The following is a 25,798-nucleotide window of genomic DNA, read 5'->3' on the forward strand; positions in this document are numbered from 1 at the left end:
TGAAACACATTATGTATCTTAATAAAATTCAATATGATATATATTCGTAAACAAACTTCACAGGAAATTGCAAATATAACCATAGTACAAGGAGAATCAATACAATTGTTTGGTACACAGGGCTATACTGTGAGTCAATTGCAATCCATTAATAAATTGCTTGGAATGAATGATTGTATGATATGTATTGATTGTGATTTAGGAATAAGTCAAGAAGATGAAGATTTGATATACAATCTCAATATTATTGAATTTTTGAGTAATGTACGGCATTTACTTGTCTCCAACTTTCCGCATAAAGCAGAATTGGATTCTATTGATTTTGTTCAATATACTCCATTACTGCAAAGTCTTTCAATTTTAGGTCTGATTAAAAGAAGCATATCATTGCAGAGCCTGCAAGAGTTAAAGTTCTTAGATACTCTTAATTTTGGAGACTATTTGGAAATTACTAAAAAACAACTTTCTGTCATTAACAGTTTGACAAATCTTAAAGAATTGGAGGTCAAAAAAATGGACGCATCGAGTCTGAATCCTAACTTCAATATGAAAAAGTTATCCATATTCTCCAAACTGACAAACGGGGAGTGTTTGCCTGACAAATTTCCGAATTTGGAATATCTGTATCTGAAAAGGCAGACGAAATGCTCGGATTTTTCGTGGATATCTAAATTGGTTAATCTGAAAAGACTTTATCTGCACTGGACTTTCAGTCTTGAGACCTTGCCAGACTTGTCAAAACTGAGCAACTTGGAATTGTTGGAGTTGGCAGGCTGCCCGAATCTGCGCTATGGTATAGACAGTGTCAGATATCTTCCGAAATTGCAGCGTTTTGTCGCAACGGAACTAACATGTCTAACAACCGAAGAGTTGGAAAAAACATTATTTCATCTGAAAACCTTGAAATCTGTATATATTTATTTCAGAAATAATAATGCAGAGAATAAAGCAATGGAAAAGTTAATGAAAAAATATAATTGGGTAAGTCATCCCAACTTATAAAGATACATAACAAGCGGCTTACCCTCCCCTGAAAAGGTCGGTTAGCCACCGGACATTACTAACAAGGGAAAAATAATATGTGTCAATACAAATCAATATGTAATCCTATAATAGAGCTTACAACACTTTTACAGAGTTGTGGTTTCACAATAGAAAAACAAGAACTTAAAGATTGGCATTTCAATGAGTTTGAGATTGTGATGAAAGGAAAGAAATTACAACTTCCAATGATAGATATAGAAGGTATAGAACAACATAGCGACAATATCTATTGTTGCAAATGTCATTGGTCTGTTGTAAAACTGATAATGAATTGACACAATAAAATGTTAGCAGCAAACAGCACTACTGCTTAAAGCGGAACGATGATGATGTTTCGGCTTCTGCCGTGAAATGGAAATTAGCCGATATGTAAGTAATCCCAGAGATAGAACCGATGCTTATTCTCCTGCCGTTTATCATGCCCAATGTATAAATCCGAGGTGAAACATCAGTGCGACATTCACCACAGTCAGAGCGATAGCGATAAGGACTATTTTGGCGAGCTTCCTGCCGGGATGTTTCATCTTTCCGTAATATTCACGGAGTGCTTCACGCTGCCCGGCTGTGTAGCGGAGCTGGCAGAACAAGTCGGGAAGAAAGCAGAGCATCATCACTACGGCAAAAGCAACAATCCAACTGAAATAGCGAAACATCAACGGTATTCCAAGCGGTACGAGTATGGCAAAGAGCCAGCAAAAGAACAACAGCATACGCCCGTTAAGGTTGGTATGCTCCCTTTCGTGCCATATCTCGGCTACATACCACATATAGTCGATGAAGCAGATCCGGTATTTGCGATTGTCCTTATCCATATCATTACAAAAATAATGTATTTCGCTCACTTAACCATTACTTCATACCGAAAAAAAACATACCCGATAAAAAGAACCTCGCCGGCTTGTTTTGCCGACGGGGTATTTTTATCCTCACTTGTTCTTAATCAGATGCGACAGCTCCGGATCAGCCTTGATGCGCTCAATTTCGTCGGCTACAATCTGCCTGACCTCGTTCTTGATGCGGTAGTAGTTGGCGTCGATCTGCTGCTGCATGGTGTCGTTGCCGTCCTTGTCGGTGAAGTCGATGATCTGCGGAATCTTCACGTAGCGGGCGGTCTCCCGCTTGACCTGCTCGTTATCCACGACAATCTCGGCATGGAAAATCTTCTGCTCGATACGCTCGTCGAAATTGTCGGCTACCACCCCGACGAACATACCCTGTGTGAGGGTGGAAATCTTGCTCGCCGGGATAAGGCTGTCCATCTGGGTGTTGATGGAGACGGAGGTTTCGTTCCGGTTGATGGTCATGTTCTGCCGTTTCTGCAAGACCTTGCCGAAACGCTCGGACAGTGTCTTGGCGGTTTCGGCAACTACCTGACCAGCAAAGACATTGCCGACCGTATTGCAAATCACAGCGGACTCTTTGTCCCCGTAATCACGCTTCAACTGGCTAAAATCCTGAAAGCCGAGCATGACGGCTACCTTGTTGCTTCGGGCGGTGGCAATCAGGTTATCCAGCCCACGCATGTAGATGGTGGGCAGCTCGTCGATAATCACGGCGGATTTGAGCCGTTTCTTCTTGTTGATGAGCTTCACGATGCGGGAGTTGTACAGTCCCAACGCCGCCCCGTAAATGCCCTGCCTGTCGGGATTGTTACCGACTACGAGCACTTTAGGCTCTTCGGGATTGTTGATGTCGAGGGTGAAATCGTCCGCCGTCATCACCCAGTAGAGCGCCGGGGAAATCATGCGGGAAAGCGGTATCTTGGCACTGGCTATCTGCCCCTGCAACTGCTCCACCGCTGAGGATTCCCATGCGTCCATGAAGGGAGAAAGGTAGTTCTCCAGCTCCGGGTACGAGGTGAGGATGGGAAAAATGTCGGCGTACTTGCGGTTCAGGAACTCGATGGCATGGGGGAAGGTGCAATACTTGCCGTTCTTGTAGATTTTGAGATACCATATAATACTGGCTAACAGAATAATAGGCGATTCTACGAAGAAGTCGCCTTGCTTGGAAATCCACGTGCGGTTCAAATTTAACATAATCGTGTAGGCACTCTCGTAGGCATCGCTGATGTCGGTCATGAAGTCCGGGTGGATGGGGTTGCAGCGGTGACTCTCCCTCGGATTGTCGAAGTTTATCACGTAGAACTTGGGCTTGACCTTGTAGCCGTCAAAGTGGGCGAGCAGGTGGTTGTAGGCTATCTCGGAGAGGTCGGGGTACTTGAAATCATACAGGAAAAGCGAATAGCCCTTCTCGATGGTCTGTTTGATGTACTGGTTGATTATCGCATAGGACTTACCCGAACCGGGCGTGCCCAAGACCATCGTCGCACGGAAGGGATTGACAAGGTTGATCCATCCGTCATACGCCCTGCCCCTGAACCAGAAGCGGGTGCGGAGATTGACGGAATACTCGTTCTCCTTCAGCTCGGTCTCCTGCATGAAGGATTCGTTCTCGACGTTGAACACGTCTTCGAGCAGGTCGGTCTTCAGCAGGCGGGACATCCACAACCCCGCCATGAGCAGGCAGGTATACCCGGCGGTAAGGGTGGCGATATACAGCACGGTGTCCGCCGGAAACGGCAGAGGAAGGGCGAGTAACCACCCGTTGCCGAAAAAGAGCAACAAGCCGGACACGCCGCAAAGGATGATCCTGCGCCACGTGATTTTCTGTTCCTTCACGCCCTTTGTGCCGAGGCAGCTAAGGGCGAGGAACAGCACGGCGAAGAGCTTCGTCCAGAGGATATTGGAGAACAGCCCGGCGGTACGCTGGAAGCCGAGCAATATCCTATCGACCACGCCGATGTCGATGCCCCACTCCCGGACGGACTGGTAACAGAACCAATAAATATTGATGACTACAAATAAAATGCTTATCGCACGCATGAACTCCATGACTTTGGCGAGTCCACGCAAATCGTCTTCGTTTTGCATAATTCGTTGATGTATAAATTAAAACTTCGTTTTAGTTATGTACTTTTTCTTTTGTCTTGACACAAAAGAAAAAGATACCAAAAAGAAAAAGTCAAGACTGCATTTTCTCGCTACTCCACTTCGCAATTTTCGGGGACAAAAAGAACTCGCTACGCTCAAACAGCTTTTTGTCCTTATCCGAAAATCGCTGCGTTCCGCTTTACGCTGCGAAAATGAGGTCGGTGTGCCATGCGGATGGGCATTGGGCATTGTTACTGTTGCCTTCCATATTTGCGTTTTTTCTTCCTTTTTCGGGGCGGTACGGGCTGGTCGCCGGACGCTCCGCCGGGTACGGGGGCAAAGAGGTTGAAGGCGGCCGCCACGTTCTGGGTGGTGCCGTCCTTGTGCTGCTCCTGCTGCCGGGTGGGATGTTCCACTTCGGCGGAGGGTTGCGGCAAGTGAATGCCTTCCTGCCCGGCGAAAAGGTCGTTGAACACGCCTGCGGAGAACTCCTTGCCCAGACGGGAGCCGTTGAAGACGGCTTTGGCGGCATGGTCGATGAAGGTCGCCCCATAGATGCGCCCGGCTTCATTCTGACGGAATACCACGCCGATGCCCTGCCGCATGAGTTCCCGCTCGAACTGCGCCCGGTCATGCCCTGCGCTCTGCATGGCGGCTGCAACCTTTCCGGCGGTGGCGGCGGCGACCTCCTTGTGGGTCTTTTCCCATGCGACAGCGTTGTGCATCCGCTTTTCGAGGGCTGCGACGCCCGCCTCCTTGCCGAACACGGAGGACTTGAAGGGCTTGCCGACCTTGTTGCCCTCCCTGTCGGTTGCCGAATAGGTCAAGCCGTGATACTCCCGCCCGCCGTATTCCCCCTTTACCTCGTCCACCGTGATGCCGTAAAGGGAAAGGACGGCACGGTATTCGCCCAATGTACGGAAACGCCACTCCCGGGCAAGCGGGCGGATGACTCCCGCCAACTGCCCCTTGAGGTTGCCGTCCCCGTAACCGACGGGCGACAAGGGCAGCCCCTCCTTCCACTGCTTGGGCGTAGCCGGGACAAGACCGAACTGCCTCTCCAGCTCCCGGCAGACCTTCATCGAACGCCCGTGCTCGTAGCTGTCGGAAATCGCCCGCCCGGTTTCGTCCACCCGGACGGAAACGATGTGCAGGTGCTCCCGCCCGATGTCGTTGTGGCGATAGACGATATAGGGCTGGTCGCCGAAGCCCATGCGCCGCATATACTCCTCCGCCAAGCTGACAAACTGCTCTTCACTCAAGCAATCCTTCGGGTCGGGATTGAGGGAGATGTGCAGGACGGGCTTCTCGGTCTTGCGATTGGCTGTGAGGTAATCACTGAACGAGCGGGAAAGATGCCCTATCGTGTAGGGGTTATCGCCCTGCGGCTCGATAATCCGGCTGGTGAAAAGCACGTCGGCGTGCCGTTCGTCCACCTTCAACTGGTTGTAGGCAAGCACCCCGTACAGGCTGCTGCCGTGCGAGATCTTGGCTATCATCGGACGGGGTATTTGCTCCGGAACTCCTCCACCAATGCGGAAATCCGCTTGCTTAACTCGACCAGTTCGAGGGTGTGCCGCTCCAGCTTGTAGAGGAAAGCGAGGGCTTTCTTCTCCGAGAAATTGGATTTGAGCGCACGCACGCATTGGTTGTAGTTCGTGCCTATGGCACGGAACTGCGAGTGGAAAGTGGTCAGGCGCATGTAGAAATCCTGCGTCCCCTTATCCAGTTTAATGACCTTAATCTCCCTGCCAAAAAGTGCGGAAACGATAAACTCCGCCTTGGTCGCCTTGCCCGACTCGTCGAAAAGCGCGAGGAAACGGGCGTTGTCCCCGTCGTCCAGACGGAACACGTAGCGGTGGCGCATCTTGTCGGGCTTGGGCTTTCGCCCGTGGTTGCCCGCATACTTCTTCTGATTGTCCATCATCCTGTAAAATTTTAAGTGAAACATGGTCTGAAAACGCCGTATGCCTACGGCTCTCCCCCGTGAGCATCCCCCGACTCCGGAGGGGGATGCCACATCGAGGGGGCAAGGTGGTGGTGAGGCACGAAATTCATTTCGAGTGCCGCAGCACACAACTTGCCATTTTCGTTTGAAAATAAAATCCGTCCTGCCGGACAGATTGGGGATGCCCTTGCCTGCTGCGGAGTGCCGGGGCACTCCCTCGGGCGGTTGCCGCTCTTTTCCATTCTTACTCCATTTTGGTTTCCGCCTGCAAAGTAACAGCCCTTTTCCCGTCCGGACACCATGCCCGGATGCGACAAACCTACGGGTGGAAAGACAATGCACGACACACTGATAATCAAACGGATAAACTACCGGTATTTTGATATTCCTTTGCGCCGTGGAAGCGGTGAAACGACTGTCCGGATAGACAAGGAAACAACCGGATAGCCGACCGGACGGACAGCCGAACGGCTGACGGTCTTGCCGGACAAACGGACGGACAACCGGATAACCAGCCGGACGATCGGCTAAACAGCCAAACGGTTAAATGACTAAACGGCTAAACGGTCAAACAGTTGGACAGCCGGATGCCGGGCTGAATGTATGACCGGATGCCTGAACGGATGAACGGACGGATGAATGAACGGCAGAGTGGCTGAAAAGCTGACCGATTGAGTGAACAGAGAAGCGGCTGCACGGGCAGCCGGATGAATAACCAACAGAATGACGATATGGACAGACAGACATTGAACGTGGCTTTCGCCACACAGAAAGGCGGCAGCGGCAAGACAGCTATCACGGTGTTGGTGGCGGGTTACCTGCACTACCGCTTGGGGTGTCCGCTGGCGGTGATCGACTGCGACTTCCCGCAGTACAGCCTGTACGAGATGCGGGAACGGGACAGCCGGGCGGTACTGGAGAACGAATACCTGAAACGGGCGGCTTACGAACAGATGCGGCAGCCGGGGCGTGCCGCCTATCCGGTGCGCAAGTGCCGGGTGGAGCAAGCCCCCGACACGGCAAGGGAGCTGGCGGCGGAAGGCTGCTACGACCTGCTCTTCTTCGACCTGCCGGGCACGGTGAACTCGGCGGGCATCCTGCGCACGATCGCACAGATGGACTACATCTTCGCCCCGGTGAGTGCGGACAAGGCGGTACTGGAGAGCACGCTCTCCTTCCTCGACGTGCTGCAACGGATGATGCTGGGCAAGGAGACGAGCCGCCTGAAGGGACTTTACCTTTTCTGGAACCAAGTGGACAAGCGGGAAACGAGCGGGCTGTACGAGAAGTACGGGCAGGTGGTCGCCGACATGGGGCTGCCGATGCTGCAAACCCGCATCCCCGACACGAAACGCTTCCGCAAGGAGGCGGACAGTACGGGACGGACGGTGTTCCGCTCCACGCTGCTGGCTCCCGACAGGCGGATGCTGGCAGGCAGCGGCATCCCCGAACTGACCCGTGAGATAGCGACCATCCTCAAACTGGAAGGCTATGAAGAAGCAGCGGAATGAGAAGCCCATCGACGAGGAGCTGCTGATGCGGATGATGGCGGGCGAGGCGGCAGGGACAGGAGAACCGGGAACCGGAAAGGAGGAAACCGCCGTGCCGGTGGAGAAGGCGCAGGAAGGGAAGGCGGCGGACACAAGACGGCGCAAGGGAAGGCAGGCGGACTACGAGACGACCTTCCTTAAAGGCATGGACATCCCCGCCCGCTACGGCAAGCCGGTCTATGTGCGCCGTGAGTACCACGAGCGCATCGCCAAAATCTCGGTGATGCTGACGGGCGGCAAGGTGTCGCTCTCGGCATACATCGACAACGTGCTGGCGCAGCACTTCGAGCAATACCGGGAGGAGATCGAGGCGGCATACGCCGGGAAACTGGAGAACCTCTTTTAAAAAGGAAGGAGGAAACGGCATGATACTGAAATTATCGCTCACCGTCCTGCTGCTCTATTACCTCGCCGTGCTGTGGAAATACTACCGGCAGGACATCACCGGGATATTCGGGACAGCGGAGACGGACGAAGACACGGAGGGAACGGGAAAGGAACCGGGGCAACCGGGCGAGCCGTACACGGTCATGGGAGAAAGCACCTACCTGCCCTTCGGAGCGGAGGACGGGGAGGAAGCGGCAGCCGGGGCCGTGGACGAGCCCGCAGCGGAGGACGACGGGGCGGACTACTCCGACATCGAGCCGGAGGAGGACGAGGAGGAGACGGACTATGAACCCACGCCGGAGGAGATCCGGGAACTGGAGGAGGAAGAGGAATTAGGGGCTTATTACCCGGACGGCAACCCCGACTTCGCCACGGGGTACTCTTTCGATGACCTGAAAAAGGTGCGCCGGGTACTGGTGTCGGACAATGCGGACGAAAAGGCGGAGCGGGAAGCCCGTGAGGTGCTGCCGTCCGTGATGGGGTCGGACATCTGGGAGGCGATGCTGGACGAGTTCGAGGGCGCACGTGAGCGTGTAGCCCGGCTGATGAACAACCATAATGTTTAATTAAAATTTTAAAGACAAATGAAACAGAAAAAAATCTTATTCACGGCGGCCTGCATACTGGCTGCCGTGGGCGCAATGGCGCAGGGAAACGGGCAGGCGGGCATCACCGAAGCCACGCAGATGGTCACCTCGTATTTTGAGCCGGGAACGAAACTGATTTACGCCATCGGTGCGGTGGTCGGCTTGATCGGAGGGGTGAAAGTATATGGGAAGTTCAGCTCCGGCGACCCCGACACGTCGAAGACGGCGGCGAGCTGGTTCGGAGCCTGCATCTTCCTGATCGTGGCGGCTACCATCCTCCGTTCGTTCTTCCTGTAAAACAGCGGACTATGGACATGGAAATCAACAAGGGGATCGGCAGGAACGTGGAGTTCAAGGGGCTGGAAAGCCAGTACCTCTTCATCTTCTGCGGCGGTCTGCTCGCCGTGTTCGTGGTGTTCGTCATCCTGTACATGGCGGGCGTGAACCAGTGGGTGTGCATCGGCTGCGGCGTGGCTGCGGCTACGCTGCTGGTATGGCTGACCTTCCGGCTGAACGCCCGGTACGGCACGCACGGGCTGATGAAGGCTGCCGCCCGCAGGAGGCATCCGAGGTACGTGGTGAACCGCCTGAAAATCCCCCGATTATTTATCTTTAAACACTGGCAAGAATGAAAAACGTAATGAAAGCGGCGACGCTCGAAAGCAAGTTCCCGCTGCTGGCGGTGGAGAACGGCTGCATCGTGAGCAAGGAGGCGGACGTGACGGTCGCCTTCAGGGTGGAACTGCCGGAACTGTTCTCCGTTACGGGGAGCGAGTACGAGGCGATCCACTCGGCTTGGCACAAGGCGGTGAAGGTGCTGCCGGAGTATTCCATCGTACACAAGCAGGACTTCTTCATCGAGGAGAAGTACCGGCCGGAAACGGACAGGGACGACCTGAGCTTCCTGAGCCGGAGCTTTGAGAGGCACTTCAACGAACGCCCGTTCCTCTCGCACACCTGCTATCTGTTCCTGACCAAGACCACGAAGGTGCGGAGCCGTCAGGAAAGCACGTTCTCCACCCTCTGCAAGGGCAGGCTTGTCCCCAAGGAGATAGAGGACCGGGAGACGGTTACGAGGTTCCTCGAAGCCGTCGGGCAGTTCGAGAAGATCATGAACGACAGCGGTTTCGTTACGCTGCGCCGCCTCACGACGGACGAGATCACCGGGACGGAAGCGGCGGCGGGCATCGTGGAGAAGTACCTCTCGCTCTCGCAGCACGACACGACGGTGCTGAAGGACATCCAGTTGAACCCGGAGGAGATGCGCATCGGCGACGACATCCTCTGCCTGCACACCCTCTCGGACACGGAAGACCTGCCGGGCAAGGTGGCGACGGACAGCCGTTACGAGCGGCTCTCGACCGACCGCTCGGACTGCCGGCTGTCGTTCGCCGCCCCGGTGGGCTTGCTGCTGGACTGCAACCACTGCTACAACCAGTACATCTTCATCGACGACCACGGGGAGAACCTGAAACGCTTCGAGCAGACCGCCCGGAACATGCACTCGCTCTCCCGCTACTCCCGCTCCAACCAGATCAACAAGGCTTGGATAGAGGAATACCTGAACGAGGCGCACTCGAAAGGGCTGACCTCGGTGCGCTGCCACTGCAACGTGATGGCATGGAGCGACGACCGGGAGGAACTCAGGCGCATCAAGAACGAGGTGGGCAGCCAGCTCGCCCTGATGGAGTGCAAGCCGAGGCACAACACGGTGGACGTGCCCACGCTCTTTTGGGCGGCGATACCGGGCAACGAGGGGGACTTCCCCTTCGAGGAGAGCTTCTACACGTTCATCCCGCAAGCCCTGTGCTTCTTCACCGAGGAAACGAACTACAAGGACTCGCTCTCGCCCTTCGGCATCAAGATGGCGGACAGAATGACGGGCAGACCGCTGCATCTGGACATCAGCGACCTGCCGATGAAGAAAGGGATGATCTCGAACCGCAACAAGTTCGTCCTCGGTCCGAGCGGAAGCGGCAAGTCGTTCTTCATGAACCACCTCGTGCGCCAGTATTACGAGCAAAACAGCCACATCGTGCTGATCGACACGGGCAACTCGTACCAAGGGCTGTGCGAGCTGATCCACCGCAAGACCAAGGGCGAGGACGGGATTTACTACACGTACACGGAGGAGAAGCCCATCAGCTTCAACCCCTTCTTCACGGACGACTACAAGTTCAGCGTGGAGAAGAAGGACAGCATCAAGACGCTGCTGCTGGCGCTGTGGAAGGGCGAGGACGAGAAAATCACGAAGACGGAGAGCGGCGAGCTGGGCAGTGCGGTGTCGGCGTACATCCGCCGGATACAGCAGAACCGGGACATCGTCCCCTCGTTCGACACCTTCTACGAGTACATGCTGAACGATTATCGGAAGGAGCTGGCTGCAAGGGACATCAAGGTGAGCCGGAAGGACTTCAACATCGACAACTTCCTGACCACGCTCAGGCAGTATTACAAGGGCGGACGCTACGACTTCCTGCTGAACTCGAACGAGAACATCGACCTGCTGCACAAGCGGTTCATCGTATTTGAAATTGACAGTATAAAAGATAATGCCGAGCTGTTCCCCGTGGTTACGATCATCATCATGGAAGCCTTCATCAACAAGCTGCGCCGCCTGAAAGGGGTGCGGAAGATGCTGATCTGCGAGGAGGCTTGGAAAGCCCTTTCCTCGCCGAGTATGAGTGAATATCTGAAGTACCTCTGTGCGCCCGTAAAGGTTGCATCGTAAACATCTCTTTGGCAAGAGATTAGGAAAGTGTTCTTTGAAAATAACCTATCATCAGCCGACTTATCTGTTTTCGGGAAAACTTAACCGAGCAGGGAGTGTAGCATGTCGGAAAAGTCATAAGTCAGTTAGTTACCAAACTGCGACTGAATGGCGAGATGAAAAGATAGATATGAGGATAAAGTCCGAATTGATTAAACGATAGTCCGAGTGGTTCCCCTTTAGGCTATGGCGTAAGGTAACTATCAATCGCCATATCGTGATACTACTTCAGTGTATAGGTATGAATGTAGCAAGAACTTATCACGACACAACCGCAGTAAGCGAGTGAAGGACGGAAGTCGTATCCGACAATCTATCATGCCAACAGTTACGATGTAATAAACGGGGATTACCTATCCCGAAGTGCCGAAAGGCTATTAGGTTTGACCTATGAAAATTCGGAGTGGTAACGGAGCTTCCATAGTAGTCCGAGCAAGGTAACGCCTTGTACATGGCGAAGGGAAGCAGCTAATTATTAATACAATTAACGGAAAATGTGAGAGACATTATGAGAAGTCCAGAAAGAGTATTAAACAGTCTATCAGAACACAGTAAGGATGCAAGCTATAAGTTTGAACGTCTTTACAGAATTTTGTTCAATGAGGAAATGTTCTACGTTGCCTATCAGCGTATCTACGCTAAAGAGGGTAACATGACTAAAGGTTCAGACGGTCAGACCATTGACAACATGAGCCTGAAACGAATTGAAAAGTTGATTGATACGTTAAAAGATGAAACGTACCAGCCCCAACCGTCAAAGAGGGTGTACATACCGAAGAAAAACGGTAAGAAAAGACCTCTTGGCGTACCGACTTTCAATGACAAGTTAATACAAGAAGTAGTAAGAATGGTATTGGAAGCCATATACGAGGGAAATTTTGAATACACCTCGCATGGGTTTCGACCCAATCGAAGCTGCCATACTGCATTAACTCACATCCAAAAGGAGTTTAGCGGTGCAAAGTGGTTTGTAGAGGGAGATATAAAAGGTTTCTTTGATAATATAAGCCATGATGTATTAATAAACATACTCAAGGAGCGCATTGCGGACGAACGCTTCATACGCTTAGTACGCAAGTTTTTGAAAGCGGGATATATCGAAGAATGGCAATTCCACAATACTTACAGTGGCACACCGCAAGGGGGTATCATCAGCCCGATATTGGCTAATATATACCTTGACAAGCTGGATAAGTATATAAAGGAATACATAGCCAAATTCGATAAAGGGAAGAAACGAAAATTCAGTAGAGAAAGTTTGGACTTCGGCAATGCAAGAAAACGTATTGTGCGAAGATTGAAGTCCGTAAAAGACGAAAGGCAAAGGGTAAAGCTAATCCTTGAACTGAAAGCAATAGAACAAGGACGGGCTAAATATCCCAATGGCGAAGAAATGGATGCCGATTACAGGAGAATGAAATATGCGAGATATGCAGATGATTTTCTCGTGGGAATTATCGGAAGTAAGCAAGATGCGCAACAGATAAAGGGAGATATTAAAAACTTCCTTGCTGATAAACTGGCATTGGAACTGTCTGATGAAAAGACACTTGTCACCCATACCGAAAGACCTGCCAAGTTTCTCGGATATGAAATTACTGTAAGAAAGTCCAACGACCAAAGACGTGATAAACGGGGTAGATTAAGAAGAACCTATGGTAAAAGGGTCTGCTTGAATGTCAGTATGGAAACTGTCCGTAAAAAACTGTTCGATTGGGGAGTCTTGGAAATGACAAACCGTAACGGAAAGGAAATATGGAAACCGAAATGTAAATCGGGACTGATATTCAATGACGACCTTGAAATCCTTGATAGCTATAATCGGGAAATCGTGGGTTTCTATAATTACTACTCCATAGCCAACAACTGTGCCCATGCCTTGAATAATTTCAAGTACATCATGGAATACAGCATGTACAAAACGTTTGCAGGCAAATATAAGTGCCGCACACGCAAGGTAAACAAGAAATATCGTAAGAACGGTAGGTTTATCATAAAGCACATGACTAAAACAGGTGTAAAGGAAAGATACTTTTACGACGGTGGCTTCAAACGCAAGAAGCCCACCTATAAATCGGAATGTGACACCATGCCACGAACAATTTATACTGCGGGGCGGACAAGTCTTGTTGAAAGGCTGAAAGCCCATGAGTGTGAATTATGTGGAGCGACAGACGACCTTGTTATGCACCATGTAAGGAAACTAAAGAACTTGCAGGGTAAGGAAAGCTGGGAACGACACATGATTGCCCGCAAACGCAAAACGATTGCCGTGTGCAGGAGTTGTCACAAAAAGATACATGACGGAAAGATAGACTAAAATTAGTGGAGAGCCGGATACGCTGAGAGGTGTAAGTCCGGTTCGGGGGCGAGCATTTGGAAACCTACCATAGAAATATGACAAGGCGCTGGGTGCTTAGCCTACATAAAACTGTCAGGAAATATTTCGGCGAGGCGATTGTCGTCACGCAGGAGGTGGACGACATCATCTCGTCCCCCATCGTGAAGGAGGCTATCATCACCAACTCGGACTGCAAGATCCTGCTCGACCAGAAGAAGTACATGAACAAGTTCGACGGCATCCAGTCGATGCTCGGTCTGACGGACAAGGAGAAGTCGCAGATACTCTCCATCAACCTTGCCAACCATCCCGGACGGAAGTACAAGGAGGTGTGGATCGGTCTGAACGGTGTGCAGTCGGCGGTGTATGCCACGGAGGTATCGGCTGCCGAATACCTGACCTATACCACCGAGGAGAGCGAGAAGACGGAGGTGTTCGCACTGGCGGAAGAGCTGGGCGGGGATTTGGAGCTTGCCATCAAGCGGCTGGCGGAGACGAAGTATAAATAATGTGCCGATGTGCTGACAGAGAACGGCGGACAGGCTGCCGGACGGATGGTTGATTGACCGGACGAACGGCTAAAGGGTCGGATGACTGACCTAACGGCTAAACGGTCAAACGGTTAAACAGTTAAACGGCTAAACGGTTGGATGGCTAAACGGCTGGATGTACAAACGGCTAAACGGAATGGAGAGAATAAAATTTTGTAAAACTAAAAAAATGGAATCAAGATGAAACGATTGAATTTAATCCTGCTGCTGTCGGCGGTAACAGTGGCACTGGCGTTTGTCATTTCCTGCAAGGAGACAAATGCGGAACGGTTGAAAAAGATGTGCGGTGAGTGGGTCAGCACGGGCGGCAAGCCGCCCTTCACCCTCTGGGAAGAGGACGGCAAGTACCGTGTAACGGTCATGCACAGGAACCACAAGGGCGGCAGTGAAGCGGAGACCTACCTCGTCCGGGAAACGGAAGGGGTGCTGTTCATCGAGACGGGCTTCGCCGTGATGATGGACTATGACCGGGAGAAAGACCGCATCCGGCTGTCGCCGGGCGGAGAGTACAGGAGAAAGAGTGACGGAACCCTAAAACAGTAAGGACATGAGAACGATAAAGGCAATCATTCTGGGCGTGGCGTGCCTGACGGCAGGTGCGGCCAACGCCCAATGGGTCGTACACGACCCCGGCAATCTGGCGCAGGGCATCATCAACACGGCTAAGGAGATGGTGGAGACCTCCGCCACCGCACAGCACACGCTGAACGGATTCAGGGAGACGGCGAAGATATTCGAGCAGGGGCGGAAGTATTACGATGCGCTCAAGGCGGTGCACGACGTGGTGAAAGGCGGCGTGAAGGTGAAGAAGTCCATCGGGCTGGTGGCGGACATCTCGGAAATCTACGTGCGCAACTACCAGAAGATGTTAGGAGACCCGAACTACACGCCGGACGAGCTGGAAACCATCTCGTTCGGGTACGCCAAGCTGCTGAGCGAGAGTGCGGACATCCTGCAAGACCTGAAGAACGTGGTGAACGTGACGGGGATGTCGCTCTCGGACGCCGAACGGCTGGCGATCATCGATCAGAGCTACAAGCGGCTGCTGGAGTACCGCAACCTCGTGCAGTATTACACGGACAAAAACATCTCGGTGAGCTACCTGCGGGCGAAGAAGAAAAAGGACGCCGACCGGGTGGTGGCTCTCTACGGGGATGCGGAAGACCGTTACTGGTGAGACCGGCAACATACAATAATGTTCACGTACATAAATATAATACAAGACTATGTTGTTAGCGATAGACTTCACGAACCTGCACGAGATATTGCAGGTATTGTATCAGGACATGATGCCGCTCTGCGAGAAGCTGACGGGTGTAGCCAAGGGAATCGCCGGGCTGGGTGCGCTGTTCTACGTAGCCGCCAAGGTGTGGCAGGCGCTCGCCCGTGCCGAACCCATCGACGTGTACCCGCTGCTGCGCCCGTTCGCCATCGGGCTGTGCATCCTCTTCTTCCCCACCTTCGTCATCGGCACGATCAACACGGTGCTCTCGCCCGTGGTGAAGGGCTGCCACGGGATGCTCGAATCACAGACCTTCGACATGAACCGATACCGGGAACAGAAGGAGACGCTGGAGAGGGAGGCGTTCCGCCGTGATCCGGAGAAGGCGTATCTGGCGAGCAAGGAGGACTTCGACAAGAAGCTCGACGAGCTGGGCTGGTCGCCCAAGGACTTGAAGACGATGGCGGTGATGTACATTGACCGGACGGAGTACAACATGAAGCGGAACATCCGGCTGTGGTTCCAAGAACTGCTCGAACTGCTGTTCCAGTCGGCTGCGCTGGTCATCGACACGATACGGACGTTCTTCCTGATCGCCCTCTCCATCCTCGGTCCGATAGCGTTCGCCCTCTCGGTCTATGACGGGTTCCAGAGCACGCTCACGCAGTGGATAACGAGGTACATCTCCATCTACATGTGGCTGCCCGTGAGCGACCTGTTCAGCTCGGTGCTGGCACGCATCCAAGTGCTGATGCTCACCCGTGACATCGAGGCGATGAGCGACCCGACCTTCATCCCGGACAGCTCGAACACGGTGTACATCATCTTTTTAATCATCGGGATATTCGGGTACTTCACCATACCGACCGTCGCCAACTGGATCATCATGGCGGGCGGGGTGAGCCACGCCAACCGTGCGATGAACCAGACCGCCACGAAGGTAGGCAACGTTGCCGCCGCAGGTGCGGGCGCAGCCGTGGGGAACATCGCCGGAAAAATCATCAAGTAGCGGCGGATGTCCCAAGAAAATGAGTCATAACGAATAAAAAACCGGAAACATGGAATTTAAAAGTTTGAAAAATATCGAAACGAGCTTCAGGCAGATACGGCTCTTCACGCTGGTATTCGCCAGTCTGTGCGCCGTGGTGACGGGCTTCGCCCTGTGGAAGTCGTACAGCTTCGCCGAGGCGCAGCGGCAGAAGATCTACGTGCTGGACAACGGCAAGAGCCTGATGCTGGCGCTCTCGCAGGACGTGCGGCAGAACCGCCCGGTGGAGGCACGGGAGCACGTGCGCCGCTTCCACGAGCTGTTCTTCACGCTCTCGCCCGACAAGTCGGCTATCGAGGGCAACATCAGGCGTTCGCTGCTGCTGGCGGACAAGAGCGCCTTCAACTACTACAAGGACCTCTCGGAAAAGGGGTACTACAACCGCATAATATCGGGGAACATCAACCAGATGATAGAGATAGACAGCCTGCGGTGCGACTTCGACAAGTACCCGTACAGCGTGCGGACATTCGCCCGGCAGATCATCCTTCGGGAAAGCTCTGTTACGGAACGCAGCCTTGTAACCCGCTGCCGCCTGCTGGATGCGGTCAGGAGCGACAACAACCCGCAGGGCTTCATCATCGAGGGCTTCGAGGTCACGGAGAACAAGGATTTGCAGACCCTTAAACGCTGACGGCTATGATAAGGAAATTCATCGTAAAGGCGCAGGATTGGGCGGACGGGAAGCTCCGCCGCCTCGCCGGGCGTATCTCGCCCGACATGCGTGTGGCAATCATCCTCGTGATGCTGGCGGCGTTCGGCGCACTGTCGGTCTATATGACCGTCTCCTCCATCTACCGTATCGGCAGAAACGACGGGAAGGAACTGGGGATAGAGCATATCAGGCGCCTGCAATTGCCCAATGACAGTATTATCAACCCTTTTGAAAGCGGACGGCATGGGACTGGCGGAGAAGTTGAGTGAGTGGCTGCTCCGCCGCCGGGAGCGGCAGGAGGAGCGGAACATGAGGCAGGTGGCGGCGTATTTCGGGAGCCTGCTGAATAAGAGGCGTGCGGATGCCGGTGCAATCCTCCAGTCCGTCAGGGACTACCGGGACTGCCCGGAGGTGACAAGGAAACAGGCGGAGCTGCTGCTGGAACACAGGTTCTTCCGGTACGTGTACCAGACGGGCTATCCCGAATGGCGGGCGGTCATGGACGCCCTGAAAGAGACCCGTTACGGGATGCGTGAGGGGGCGGCAATCCCCCGGAGCGTGAAGGAGGCGGCGGAAAGCCCGATGCTGCGTCTGTCGGCGCAATACAAGGTGCTGGAGCACGAGTACACGAGGCGCAACGCCCCGCAGCCGCTATCCCCCGAAGCGCAGGCGGAACGGGATGCGGCGCACCGGCTGCTGAACTGCTGCATGAGGGAGGGCGACCTCGACGCACTGAAAAGGCTTGCCCTGAAAGGCGAGAAACCGGACGACTCGGTGGCCATCCGCCACGGGCTGGCGGAAGGCTACCGCAGGCTCGAAGAACTGAGCCGGGAATGGAGCGAGGAGATGCGGGGCGACAACCACACCGTCATGGAACAGATCGAGTTGCGGGAGGCGGACGAGCGGGGAAAGCTGATGCGGCAAGCCGCCGCCCTTTACGAGAGGAAGACGGGCGGCAAACTGCCCGGCGACTATCTGGAAGCGGTGAAGGCGGAACGGGCATTGCTCCACGGGCTCGCCCGCCACGGCTGGGACGGTCAGCGGGAAGTCCCGAAGGAGACGGTGGAGAAGTACGGGCTGACGGAGGACTTTGCCGGTATCGCCCGGCTGAGGTGGGACTACCACCTGAGCGAGGACAACGGGGACCTCTCCCGGGACTACCCGGAAGCCGCCATCGGACGCCACAACCGTGCCATCCGGGAGCGTGCGGCGAAAGAACTGGCAGGGCTGGAAGCGAGGCTGTTCCCCGAAAAGGCGGCAAGCCGGGAACGGAAGGCTGCGCACCTGCGGGCGGACAACCGGGCAAGCCCCACGGCATCGCTCAAACGGGAACGGAAGGAGCCGCCCGGCAAGCGGCAAACCGGAGAGACAGGCAGAAGGAAGCCTCCGGGGAGAAGAATCAGAATGTAGGACAACCATAAATTTTTGACATGATGGAAGAACAGAACCAAGAAAAAGCAACGGCAACGCAGCACGTAAAGGCGGCGGATGCCGCAGCCCCGGAGATGGGGAACGGAAAGAAAGAGGACAAGGGCGGCGGAAAAAAGGAGAAGAAGACAGCCAAGCCGCTCACGCCGAAACAGTTGCAGCAACGGAAGAAGCTGATGGTATATCCGCTGATGGGCTTGCTGTTCCTCGGCTCGATGTGGCTGATATTCGCGCCTTCGGAAGAGCGGGAGGTGAACCGGGACACCGTGGGGGCGTTCAACGCCGACATCCCCCTGCCGGAGAACGACGGGATCATCGGCGACAAGCGGAAAGCCTACGAGCAGGCGCAGGCGGAAAGGCGGCAGGCGGAGAAGGTGCGCTCGCTGGAGGACTTCGCCTTCTCCGGGGAAAGCGATGCGGACGGGGTGGAAATGGAACTGCCGGACAGCGAGCCGGAACGGGAACCGTTCAGGGACTACTCGGGCAACGGCGGCAGCCGCTCCTCCGTCGCCGCCTACCGGGACATTAACCGGAAACTCGGCTCGTTCTACGAGGAGCCGAAGGTGGACGGGGAAAAGGAGGAGTTGAAAAGGCAGGTGGAGGAGCTGACCGCCAAACTGGAAGAAAGGGAACGGCAGGCGGGCGGAATCGACGATCAGGTGGCACTGATGGAGAAGAGCTACGAGCTTGCCGCCAAGTACATGGGGCAGAACGGGCAGGACGGCGCAACCGTGCAGGCACCCGCCACCGGGCAGGGCGGCAACGGTCTGGGACAGCCCGCCGTGGCGGTGCAGGCGGCACGGGAACGGACGGTATCGGGGCTGCAACAGCCATTGAGCGATGCGGAGTTCATGCGGCGGTACAGCCAGCCGAGGAACTACGGCTTCAACACGGCGGTGGGCAGCGGGTACGCCCTCGGGAAGAACACGATAGCCGCCTGCATCCACCAAGACCAGACGGTTATGGACGGTCAGCAGGTGAAGCTCCGGCTGCTCGAACCGTTGCAGGCGGGAAACCTGATTATCCCACGCAATACGGTGGTATCCGGTACAGGCAAGGTGCAGGGGGAACGGCTCGACATCACGGTATCGTCCGTCCAGTACCAAGGTAACATATTGCCGGTGGAATTGGCGGTCTATGACAACGAGGGAATGAAAGGGCTGTGCATAGAAACCTCACTGGAGCGGGAAGCGGCAAAGGAGGCGATGGCGAACATCGGCGGCGGGCTGGGAACGAGCATCTCGTTCGCACGGAGCGCCGGGCAACAGGTGGCGATGGACATCACCCGTGGGCTGATGCAGGGCGGCAGCCAGTACCTCGCCAAGAAATTCCGCACGGTAAAGGTGCACCTGAAAGCGGGTGATCCGCTGATGCTCTACGCCAAACAGCAATAAATCAACAAATTATAAAACCATTAAAAAGTAAAGACAATGAAAAAGATTTTTGGATGGGTCGCCCTGCTTGTGGGCATGGTGACGGGTGCGAACGCACAGGTGAACGACACGATACAGCGGACCACGGGCAACGACCTGTATCAGGGGATTACACGGAAGCTACCCTACCGGCAGATGGTTACGCCCCACGGGGTGCAGGTGACGTTCGCCAAGACGGTGCATATCATCTTCCCCTCGGCGGTGCGGTACGTGGATTTGGGAAGCGACCGGATTATCGCCGGGAAAGCGGACGGTGCGGAGAACGTGATCCGGGTGAAGGCGACGACCGAGGGGTTTCCGGGGGAAACGAACTTTTCCGTCATCTGCGAGGATGGGAGCTTCTATTCGTTCAATGCCCGGTATGCGCATGAGCCGGAGATGCTGAACATCGAGATGAAGGATTTTTTGGAGAACGGGGACACGACGGACTTTTCGCATACCCGCATGAACATCCATTTCCGTGAGCTGGCAGGCGAAAGCCCGCTCTTGGTGAAGCTGATCATGCAGAGCATCTACAAGGAGGACAGGCGGGAGATCCGGCACTTGGGCTGCAAACGCTTCGGGGTGCAGTTCCTCCTGAAATCCGTCCACTCGCACAACGGGCTGTTCTATTTCCACACGGAAACGAGGAACAGGTCGAACGTGGCTTTCCGGACGGACTTTATCCGGTTCAAGATCGTGGACAAGAAAGTGCCGAAGCGCACCGCCATTCAGGAGCGGGTGATCGATCCGGTGCGCAGCTACAACGAGGTGCTGGTGACGGAGGGGAAAAGCGACGTGCGCACGGTGTATGCCGTCCCGCAGTTCACCATACCGGACGACAAGCTGCTGGTCATCGAGCTGTTCGAGAAGGACGGCGGCAGGCACCAGACCATCCGGGTGGAGAACGCCGACCTCGTGGCGGCAAGACAGATTAACGAACTGAAAATCAAGTAAGCGATGAAAAGGTTACTGTTCATTATCCTGCTTTTCGGGGTGTGCCTGCATGTGAACCAGGCACACGCCCAACGGTGCCTGCCCGGAATGAGGGGCATACAGCTCACGGGCGGGCTGTCGGACAACATGCGCTGGAAAAACGGCGACGGCTTCGGCTACCACGCCGGGATAGCGGTGAGCACCTACACGAAGAACGCCCACCATTGGGTGGTCGGTGCGGAATACTTGGAGAAGCGGTACGGCTACCGGGACTGCCTCTATCCGGCGAGCCAGTTCACGGGCGAGGGCGGCTATTACCTGAACTTCCTGTCAGACCGGAAGAAGACGTTCTTCGCCGCACTGGGGCTGTCCGCCCTTGCCGGGTACGAGACGGTGAACTGGGGCGAGAGCCTGCTGCCGGACGGCTCCCGGCTCACGGATGAGGACAATTTCATCTATGGGGGTGCGCTGACGCTGGAGCTGTCCGCCTACGTGACGGACAAGATTGTCTTGCTGGTAAACGGTCGCCAACGGGTGCTGTTCGGCGGCGACTGCGGGAAGTTCCACACGCAGGTCGGCGTGGGAATACGTTTTATGATTCGATAACTGCTATATTATAATAATGTATATATGAGGACAATGATTTATAAAATACTCACGGGCTGCTACATTGTGGCCGCCCTCGTGCTGGTCGCAGCCTGTAATGACGGGCTGGATATTCAGACGAAATACCCGTTCACGGTGGAGACGATGCCCGTCCCGAAGGAGCTGAAAGTGAACGAGACGGCGGAGATACGGTGCGAGCTGAAACGGGAAGGACGCTGGGAGGACACCCGGTACACGATCCGCTGGTTCCTCTTCGACGGGGAAGGCACGCTCAAACTGGACGACGGCACGGCGTTGCTGCCCAATGACCGCTACCCGCTGGAGAAAGAGACGTTCCGGCTCTATTACACCCCGCTGTCGGACGAACAGAGCGGCTTCACCGTCTGGGTGGAGGACTCGGACGGTCAGGTGGTCGAACTGGAGTTCGACTTCAATGCGGACAACGACAAGGAGGACGGGTATGGAACGGAATGATCTGGTTCTATACCTCGACATACCGGAATTTTCCGAAGCCCTGCATGCCTCGAAGTGGCGGACGGACATTGTCCTTCCACAAGCGGGGGACAATATATGTCCGGAAAACCTGCTGTCGGAGAAAACGCTCGCCATGCTGGAGACGGTTTCCGCCGGGGAGGTCTGGGAAGACATGAAGGACGACTGCCGGACCATGCGCCGGGTCGTGGAGCACGAGCTGTTCCGGGTGACGGAACGGGGATTTCACCTGCGCAGGGACGGGACACCGTGCTGCACGCTGACGCTGCAAAGATACCGTGTGCACGATGCCGGAAGGCGGATGAAAACAGAAGTGCCGCCACCTTGTCCAGCCCGGGGCGTGGAACGGAAAAGCGGGAAAATCCGGTTTTATTTCCGGAAATACTTTGTGCATATCGACGTGCCGGACACGCTGCCGCAATACCCGGAGGTACGTGAGTTCGTGAACATAAAGTCGCTGCTCTCGGAGGCGGATAAAAAACTGCTGGCGGAAACGGAATGCGATGAAGCGGAAAGCCTGCTGGAGTGGATAGAGAATGAAGGCTATTGCCATGTCCGGGCGAGGTGCTGGACGCCGGACGAGGAGAGCGGCGGATGGATGTGCGTGTTGTCGGTGGATGTTTAAAGGGGTTTATAACAAGAAAAAATGTAAAAACATGGAACGAGAAGAAAGAATGTATCAGGTGCCTCTGGAGATGATATGCAGGCACGACCGCACGGCGGAGGTCTGCCGTGCCGCCGTTGAAGAGGACGGCTGGCAGTTGGAGAACGTGCCCGAGGAGATGAAGACGCCGGAACTGTGCCGGAAGGCGCTGGAAACGGAAGCGGGGTTCGGGAACGACTTCCACCGGGGGCTGGTCCAGCATATCCCGTCCCCGGAGGTGTGCATGGAGGTGCTGAAGGAGTGCCGGGAGAACAACCCGGAAGAACTCTACGGGGTGGCGGTGGCTATCCGCCCGGAGGTGATGAACGGCGAAATGGCGGACTTCCTGCTGCCGCTGGACGGCAGGTGCATCAGCATCCTGCCCGTACACCTGCAAACGCCGGAGCGGGTGCGGGTGGCGGTGGAAACGTCGGGGATGTCCGCCGTCGGGCGTGGCGGAGTGCCGAAAAGCCTGCTCACGCCCGATGTGTATGTCAGGTGCGCCGCCCACAGCCGGGAGTCGCTGATGATGATCCCGTGGGCGGAACGCTCGCCGGAGGTCTGCCTGATGGCGAAGACGCTGTACCCGGACTGGGTGAGGAATCACCCGGAGTTCGTGCCGGAGAGCGTGCATAACCAAGACAGCGTATATACGCTGAACAGCCTGATGGAAAGCCTGACGGGGGAAAAGTTCAGCTACCGGCAAATGACGGACTTCTACAACGGGAAACCGCTGAATGTGAAACGGATGGAGACGCCGGACGGCGTGCAGAAGGACAAGTCGGTGAAGTTCGACAAGGAGACGGGGAAGTTCTCCTTCTCCGACATCCGGCAGGAGCGGAAACGGGGATTGAAGATGTAGCGTGAGCTGTGCAGCAGACGAAATGGAAAAGCATCCTTTGGGATGCTTTTCCTATTATTTTAGAACTAATAGATGTTTAATCGAAATAAGCAGGACTTAATTATGGAAATACATATACCTTTATTATCTTTGCAAAAGACGGAATATCTAAACGGTAACTGTCTCAAAATGAAATTAATTGTGATTGTATGTCAAGGCTGTATTATATAAAGAATTTAGTTGTATGAATAAAGATATTAAAAATTATTTCAATTCTATTTGGAGTAAAAATCATCAAGTAGTAGTTGCACCTCCCCAAAGTACAGATTTTGCTAATTTTACATATTGTGGTTGTGGATTTGTTGTACAATATAAAGGCTATAAATTTTTTATAACAGCAGATCATGTTATTCATGGAGAACATTTTGAGGCTGATGAAAGGAATGTAGAAGATAATGTTGTAGGTGTGTTACAATGTAAAAATGATATGGAATGTTATGCTTCATTAGTTGTTCCTCTTGGGGGAATATATGATTTTACAAAATATCAAATACCAAAATCAAAAGATGATTTAGTATTTCCAGAATTAGTTGATGTAGCTTTTTGTAAAGTAGATGAGGAGTTAGAAGCATGTGTTACAATAGAACTTCGTATAGAGAATGAGATAATTGTGTCAGCAGGAGAACCCAAAGGATTTATAACCACAGAGCTGTTTCTTGAACATCCTTCTAAAGATGAATTATATGTAATTACTGGTACTATTTTGAAAGTACATCAGAATGGTATTCGTTTTTCCCCATTAAACGCTGTCTATTGTGGATTAAAATATATAGAAACTGAAAATAATTTGTTTCATCTAAAATACCCCCAAATAATAGATTATCAACAATGGGCAGGATTGAGTGGTTCACCTGTTTTCAATAATGAAGGGAAATTATTAGGAATGTTACTTAGAGTAGAAGATGGAGGACATGCTGTTTGGATAAAACCAATTAGTGAGATTGTTAAATTATTAGATTATAGTTTAACCATAGAAAAGCTCGATTTAGATAACAAAATACAGTAAATTGAAATTATTACAGTTATGTTACAAGATTATAAATTGGAAATAGGATTTGATAATTGTTCATACGATAGTCCATATTTAGTAGAAGGCTGTGCAAACAGCTGTATTACATTAATTATAGATTCTGAGAAGTTTCCGACACTTCAGTCTAAAAAGAATGTTCAGGAGGAACTGCAAAATGTAATAAAAGCGGAATTAGCAAAAATTAAATGGATTATATACAATGATGTCAATCTTGAATTTTTTTGGTACTTTTCATGTTTGCGCAAAAAGGAGTCAGATAAAATTGGAGATTTAGACAACCTGATAAAACCCATTATTGATACATTTTCTGGCTGTAATGGAATATTCATAGATGATTCTCAAATAGGTTCAATAAATAGCTTATGGATGTCCAGAGATGTTAGTTCCTCTCGAAATTCTATTTTAAAACTCTGTATTCATTTCAATAATGATGATTGCTGTATAAAAGAGAATATGCGATTTGTTCAGATAGAAAAACAAATGTATGCTGTATATAATTTTGATATAAATAGCATTAATGATTTGCATTGTATATTAATATTGCATCATATACAAAGAAAAAGAAGAAAAAATTTCGAGAAAATGTTGCAGGAAAATCCTAATATAGAAACGTCTTTAACAGATTTCAATTTATTTCATAGAACCCGGTTAAAGGATATTCCTAATAACCAAATCTATACATTGGATAAGTTTAAGCAATTATGTATTGATGCAGGATTAAATTTCAAGGAATTAATTAAAAGAGAGCGAATAAGATTGCAGAAGAGGTAATTTGTTGATCTAAATTTATTCTTATTTCAATTTACATTATTTTTTCACTCGTTAAAAGAAAAGAAGTGTAAAGTAGCTGGCGAACAAAAAAGGGGGTGCTTAAAGCATCCCCTCGTCCGTGTAGCTGAGGTAGGTGTCCTCGGTCAGTATGATGTGGTCCAAAAGCTGTATGCCGATTGCCTCGCAGCCTTTCTTCAACTGGCTGGTCAGGTTGTTGTCCTGTGTGCTTGCCACCGTCGAGCCGGACGGGTGGTTGTGCGAGAGGATGATTCCCGAAGCATGGGAAACGAGAGCCGTCTGGAGGACGATGCGTATGTCCACCACCGTACAGTCTATCCCGCTGCGTGAGATGCACGAAACGCCCAGCAGCTTGCCTGCCCGGTTCAGGTACATCGCCCAGCACTCCTCGTGGTGCTGCATACAGTCCTCGTAGAAGGGCTTGAGGATGTCGTAAGACTCCTTGGAAGAGCGGATTCTAACTCTCTTGGATGCGTCAGCGTCCTTGTAACTTACGGTGATTTGAGGAAAAGACAGTGTATTCAT

At 52.9% G+C, this 25,798-nt stretch carries 29 protein-coding genes and 1 pseudogene; 23 read left to right on the top strand and 7 right to left on the bottom strand.

All coding sequences use genetic code 11. The features are described from left to right. Positions 1-33: 33 nt before the first annotated feature. Entirely contained in the window at positions 34-1,002 is a 969-nt protein-coding gene (locus tag NBH14_RS23335) for a hypothetical protein (protein WP_118032933.1), read from the top strand. A gap of 458 nt (positions 1,003-1,460) precedes the next feature. On the opposite strand, the gene NBH14_RS23340 is transcribed toward NBH14_RS23335, so the two are convergent. From NBH14_RS23340 to NBH14_RS23365, 6 genes are all read right to left on the bottom strand, one after another. Further along, on the bottom strand, positions 1,461-1,856 hold the full coding sequence (locus tag NBH14_RS23340) for a hypothetical protein (RefSeq protein ID WP_118032932.1): 396 nt from the start codon (positions 1,854-1,856) through the stop codon (positions 1,461-1,463). Positions 1,857-1,970: 114 nt separating this feature from the next. Then, on the bottom strand, positions 1,971-3,977 hold the full coding sequence (gene mobC / locus NBH14_RS23345) for a conjugal transfer protein MobC (RefSeq protein WP_250817788.1): 2,007 nt from the start codon (positions 3,975-3,977) through the stop codon (positions 1,971-1,973). Between the two features lie 251 nt (positions 3,978-4,228). Beyond that, positions 4,229-5,476, bottom strand: a complete 1,248-nt coding sequence (mobB, locus tag NBH14_RS23350) for a conjugal transfer protein MobB (protein WP_250817789.1) — start codon at positions 5,474-5,476, stop codon at positions 4,229-4,231. Next, the gene (mobA, locus tag NBH14_RS23355; protein WP_028728881.1) at positions 5,473-5,901 is read right to left on the bottom strand and encodes a conjugal transfer protein MobA; all 429 of its coding nucleotides are present in this window, start codon (positions 5,899-5,901) and stop codon (positions 5,473-5,475) included. The genes mobB and mobA overlap by 4 nt, the downstream gene beginning before the upstream one ends. A 47-nt stretch (positions 5,902-5,948) precedes the next feature. Next, positions 5,949-6,272, bottom strand: coding sequence for a hypothetical protein (locus NBH14_RS23360; protein WP_233530318.1), 324 nt, complete (start codon positions 6,270-6,272; stop codon positions 5,949-5,951). A 204-nt stretch (positions 6,273-6,476) separates the two neighbouring features. Further along, positions 6,477-6,644: a hypothetical protein gene (locus NBH14_RS23365; RefSeq protein WP_250817790.1), complete on the bottom strand. Its 168-nt coding sequence runs from the start codon at positions 6,642-6,644 to the stop codon at positions 6,477-6,479. 12 nt (positions 6,645-6,656) lie between these two features. Here NBH14_RS23365 and NBH14_RS23370 point away from each other — a divergent pair, with 12 nt between their 5' ends. The 22 genes and pseudogenes from NBH14_RS23370 (at position 6,657) to NBH14_RS23475 (ending at position 25,255) form a co-directional block, all read left to right on the top strand. After that, positions 6,657-7,436, top strand: coding sequence for a ParA family protein (locus tag NBH14_RS23370; protein WP_195511282.1), 780 nt, complete (start codon positions 6,657-6,659; stop codon positions 7,434-7,436). Continuing rightward, positions 7,417-7,821, top strand: a complete 405-nt coding sequence (locus NBH14_RS23375) for a DUF3408 domain-containing protein (protein ID WP_005647514.1) — start codon at positions 7,417-7,419, stop codon at positions 7,819-7,821. The genes NBH14_RS23370 and NBH14_RS23375 overlap by 20 nt, the downstream gene beginning before the upstream one ends. Positions 7,822-7,840: 19 nt before the next feature. Further along, positions 7,841-8,428, top strand: coding sequence for a DUF4122 family protein (locus NBH14_RS23380; RefSeq protein ID WP_250817791.1), 588 nt, complete (start codon positions 7,841-7,843; stop codon positions 8,426-8,428). Between the two features lie 18 nt (positions 8,429-8,446). Beyond that, entirely contained in the window at positions 8,447-8,746 is a 300-nt protein-coding gene (locus NBH14_RS23385; RefSeq protein ID WP_138995526.1) for a DUF4134 domain-containing protein, read from the top strand. 11 nt (positions 8,747-8,757) lie between these two features. Next, a complete protein-coding gene (locus NBH14_RS23390) occupies positions 8,758-9,081 on the top strand; it encodes a DUF4133 domain-containing protein (RefSeq protein WP_250817792.1) in 324 nt (107 codons plus the stop codon). After that, positions 9,078-11,168 (top strand): annotated as a pseudogene (locus NBH14_RS23395) (TraG family conjugative transposon ATPase); the annotation flags it as partial. The gene NBH14_RS23390 and the pseudogene NBH14_RS23395, both read left to right, overlap by 4 nt. Before the next feature lie 559 nt (positions 11,169-11,727). After that, positions 11,728-13,539 carry a reverse transcriptase domain-containing protein gene (locus NBH14_RS23400; protein ID WP_250817793.1) on the top strand — a complete coding sequence of 604 codons (1,812 nt, stop codon included), beginning with the start codon at positions 11,728-11,730 and terminating at the stop codon, positions 13,537-13,539. 92 nt (positions 13,540-13,631) lie between these two features. After that, positions 13,632-14,069 carry a TraG family conjugative transposon ATPase gene (locus NBH14_RS23405; protein WP_262496368.1) on the top strand — a complete coding sequence of 146 codons (438 nt, stop codon included), beginning with the start codon at positions 13,632-13,634 and terminating at the stop codon, positions 14,067-14,069. Between the two features lie 222 nt (positions 14,070-14,291). After that, entirely contained in the window at positions 14,292-14,654 is a 363-nt protein-coding gene (locus NBH14_RS23410; RefSeq protein ID WP_250817794.1) for a DUF3876 domain-containing protein, read from the top strand. A gap of 4 nt (positions 14,655-14,658) precedes the next feature. Then, positions 14,659-15,288 (top strand): DUF4141 domain-containing protein, encoded by a 630-nt coding sequence (locus tag NBH14_RS23415; RefSeq protein WP_250817795.1) that lies wholly within the window; start codon positions 14,659-14,661, stop codon positions 15,286-15,288. 49 nt (positions 15,289-15,337) lie between these two features. Next, complete coding sequence (traJ, locus tag NBH14_RS23420; protein ID WP_250817796.1) at positions 15,338-16,342, top strand: conjugative transposon protein TraJ; 1,005 nt, start codon at positions 15,338-15,340, stop codon at positions 16,340-16,342. A gap of 49 nt (positions 16,343-16,391) precedes the next feature. Further along, positions 16,392-17,015 (top strand): conjugative transposon protein TraK, encoded by a 624-nt coding sequence (gene traK, locus NBH14_RS23425; RefSeq protein ID WP_004327368.1) that lies wholly within the window; start codon positions 16,392-16,394, stop codon positions 17,013-17,015. Positions 17,016-17,020: 5 nt separating this feature from the next. Then, complete coding sequence (locus NBH14_RS23430; protein WP_117902683.1) at positions 17,021-17,305, top strand: TraL conjugative transposon family protein; 285 nt, start codon at positions 17,021-17,023, stop codon at positions 17,303-17,305. Further along, positions 17,280-18,446, top strand: a complete 1,167-nt coding sequence (locus NBH14_RS23435; protein WP_118430347.1) for a hypothetical protein — start codon at positions 17,280-17,282, stop codon at positions 18,444-18,446. The genes NBH14_RS23430 and NBH14_RS23435 overlap by 26 nt, the downstream gene beginning before the upstream one ends. 20 nt (positions 18,447-18,466) lie before the next feature. Beyond that, positions 18,467-19,858: a conjugative transposon protein TraM gene (traM, locus tag NBH14_RS23440; protein ID WP_118430348.1), complete on the top strand. Its 1,392-nt coding sequence runs from the start codon at positions 18,467-18,469 to the stop codon at positions 19,856-19,858. Between the two features lie 36 nt (positions 19,859-19,894). Further along, entirely contained in the window at positions 19,895-20,833 is a 939-nt protein-coding gene (gene traN, locus NBH14_RS23445) for a conjugative transposon protein TraN (protein WP_032581424.1), read from the top strand. 3 nt (positions 20,834-20,836) lie between these two features. Beyond that, on the top strand, positions 20,837-21,418 hold the full coding sequence (locus NBH14_RS23450; RefSeq protein WP_032581425.1) for a conjugal transfer protein TraO: 582 nt from the start codon (positions 20,837-20,839) through the stop codon (positions 21,416-21,418). 24 nt (positions 21,419-21,442) lie between these two features. Further along, positions 21,443-21,892 carry a DUF3872 domain-containing protein gene (locus NBH14_RS23455; protein ID WP_032581427.1) on the top strand — a complete coding sequence of 150 codons (450 nt, stop codon included), beginning with the start codon at positions 21,443-21,445 and terminating at the stop codon, positions 21,890-21,892. Continuing rightward, positions 21,879-22,535 (top strand): hypothetical protein, encoded by a 657-nt coding sequence (locus NBH14_RS23460; protein WP_032581429.1) that lies wholly within the window; start codon positions 21,879-21,881, stop codon positions 22,533-22,535. Before NBH14_RS23455 ends, NBH14_RS23460 begins: the two co-directional genes overlap by 14 nt. Before the next feature lie 31 nt (positions 22,536-22,566). Continuing rightward, positions 22,567-23,415 (top strand): hypothetical protein, encoded by an 849-nt coding sequence (locus NBH14_RS23465; protein WP_032581430.1) that lies wholly within the window; start codon positions 22,567-22,569, stop codon positions 23,413-23,415. A gap of 223 nt (positions 23,416-23,638) precedes the next feature. Next, entirely contained in the window at positions 23,639-24,460 is an 822-nt protein-coding gene (locus NBH14_RS23470) for a S1 family serine peptidase (protein ID WP_032581432.1), read from the top strand. Positions 24,461-24,478: 18 nt separating this feature from the next. Next, positions 24,479-25,255, top strand: coding sequence for a RusA family crossover junction endodeoxyribonuclease (locus NBH14_RS23475; RefSeq protein ID WP_118058762.1), 777 nt, complete (start codon positions 24,479-24,481; stop codon positions 25,253-25,255). A 99-nt stretch (positions 25,256-25,354) separates the two neighbouring features. Here NBH14_RS23475 and NBH14_RS23480 read toward each other — a convergent pair whose 3' ends face one another. Next, complete coding sequence (locus NBH14_RS23480) at positions 25,355-25,798, bottom strand: JAB domain-containing protein (RefSeq protein WP_118430349.1); 444 nt, start codon at positions 25,796-25,798, stop codon at positions 25,355-25,357.

It is taken from the genome of Parabacteroides caecihominis (genome assembly GCF_023656785.1).
GTDB classification, from domain to species: Bacteria; Bacteroidota; Bacteroidia; order Bacteroidales; family Tannerellaceae; genus Parabacteroides; species Parabacteroides segnis.

Coding starts and splice junctions, on each gene's coding strand:
- NBH14_RS23335 (WP_118032933.1), top strand. CDS start 34: ATGATATATATTCGTAAACAAACTTCACAGGAAATTGCAAATATAACC.
- NBH14_RS23340 (WP_118032932.1), bottom strand. CDS start 1,856: ATGGATAAGGACAATCGCAAATACCGGATCTGCTTCATCGACTATATG.
- mobC (WP_250817788.1), bottom strand. CDS start 3,977: ATGCAAAACGAAGACGATTTGCGTGGACTCGCCAAAGTCATGGAGTTC.
- mobB (WP_250817789.1), bottom strand. CDS start 5,476: ATGATAGCCAAGATCTCGCACGGCAGCAGCCTGTACGGGGTGCTTGCC.
- mobA (WP_028728881.1), bottom strand. CDS start 5,901: ATGGACAATCAGAAGAAGTATGCGGGCAACCACGGGCGAAAGCCCAAG.
- NBH14_RS23370 (WP_195511282.1), top strand. CDS start 6,657: ATGGACAGACAGACATTGAACGTGGCTTTCGCCACACAGAAAGGCGGC.
- NBH14_RS23375 (WP_005647514.1), top strand. CDS start 7,417: ATGAAGAAGCAGCGGAATGAGAAGCCCATCGACGAGGAGCTGCTGATG.
- NBH14_RS23380 (WP_250817791.1), top strand. CDS start 7,841: ATGATACTGAAATTATCGCTCACCGTCCTGCTGCTCTATTACCTCGCC.
- NBH14_RS23385 (WP_138995526.1), top strand. CDS start 8,447: ATGAAACAGAAAAAAATCTTATTCACGGCGGCCTGCATACTGGCTGCC.
- NBH14_RS23390 (WP_250817792.1), top strand. CDS start 8,758: ATGGACATGGAAATCAACAAGGGGATCGGCAGGAACGTGGAGTTCAAG.
- NBH14_RS23400 (WP_250817793.1), top strand. CDS start 11,728: ATGAGAAGTCCAGAAAGAGTATTAAACAGTCTATCAGAACACAGTAAG.
- NBH14_RS23410 (WP_250817794.1), top strand. CDS start 14,292: ATGAAACGATTGAATTTAATCCTGCTGCTGTCGGCGGTAACAGTGGCA.
- NBH14_RS23415 (WP_250817795.1), top strand. CDS start 14,659: ATGAGAACGATAAAGGCAATCATTCTGGGCGTGGCGTGCCTGACGGCA.
- traJ (WP_250817796.1), top strand. CDS start 15,338: ATGTTGTTAGCGATAGACTTCACGAACCTGCACGAGATATTGCAGGTA.
- traK (WP_004327368.1), top strand. CDS start 16,392: ATGGAATTTAAAAGTTTGAAAAATATCGAAACGAGCTTCAGGCAGATA.
- NBH14_RS23430 (WP_117902683.1), top strand. CDS start 17,021: ATGATAAGGAAATTCATCGTAAAGGCGCAGGATTGGGCGGACGGGAAG.
- NBH14_RS23435 (WP_118430347.1), top strand. CDS start 17,280: ATGGGACTGGCGGAGAAGTTGAGTGAGTGGCTGCTCCGCCGCCGGGAG.
- traM (WP_118430348.1), top strand. CDS start 18,467: ATGATGGAAGAACAGAACCAAGAAAAAGCAACGGCAACGCAGCACGTA.
- traN (WP_032581424.1), top strand. CDS start 19,895: ATGAAAAAGATTTTTGGATGGGTCGCCCTGCTTGTGGGCATGGTGACG.
- NBH14_RS23450 (WP_032581425.1), top strand. CDS start 20,837: ATGAAAAGGTTACTGTTCATTATCCTGCTTTTCGGGGTGTGCCTGCAT.
- NBH14_RS23455 (WP_032581427.1), top strand. CDS start 21,443: ATGAGGACAATGATTTATAAAATACTCACGGGCTGCTACATTGTGGCC.
- NBH14_RS23460 (WP_032581429.1), top strand. CDS start 21,879: ATGGAACGGAATGATCTGGTTCTATACCTCGACATACCGGAATTTTCC.
- NBH14_RS23465 (WP_032581430.1), top strand. CDS start 22,567: ATGGAACGAGAAGAAAGAATGTATCAGGTGCCTCTGGAGATGATATGC.
- NBH14_RS23470 (WP_032581432.1), top strand. CDS start 23,639: ATGAATAAAGATATTAAAAATTATTTCAATTCTATTTGGAGTAAAAAT.
- NBH14_RS23475 (WP_118058762.1), top strand. CDS start 24,479: ATGTTACAAGATTATAAATTGGAAATAGGATTTGATAATTGTTCATAC.
- NBH14_RS23480 (WP_118430349.1), bottom strand. CDS start 25,798: ATGAATACACTGTCTTTTCCTCAAATCACCGTAAGTTACAAGGACGCT.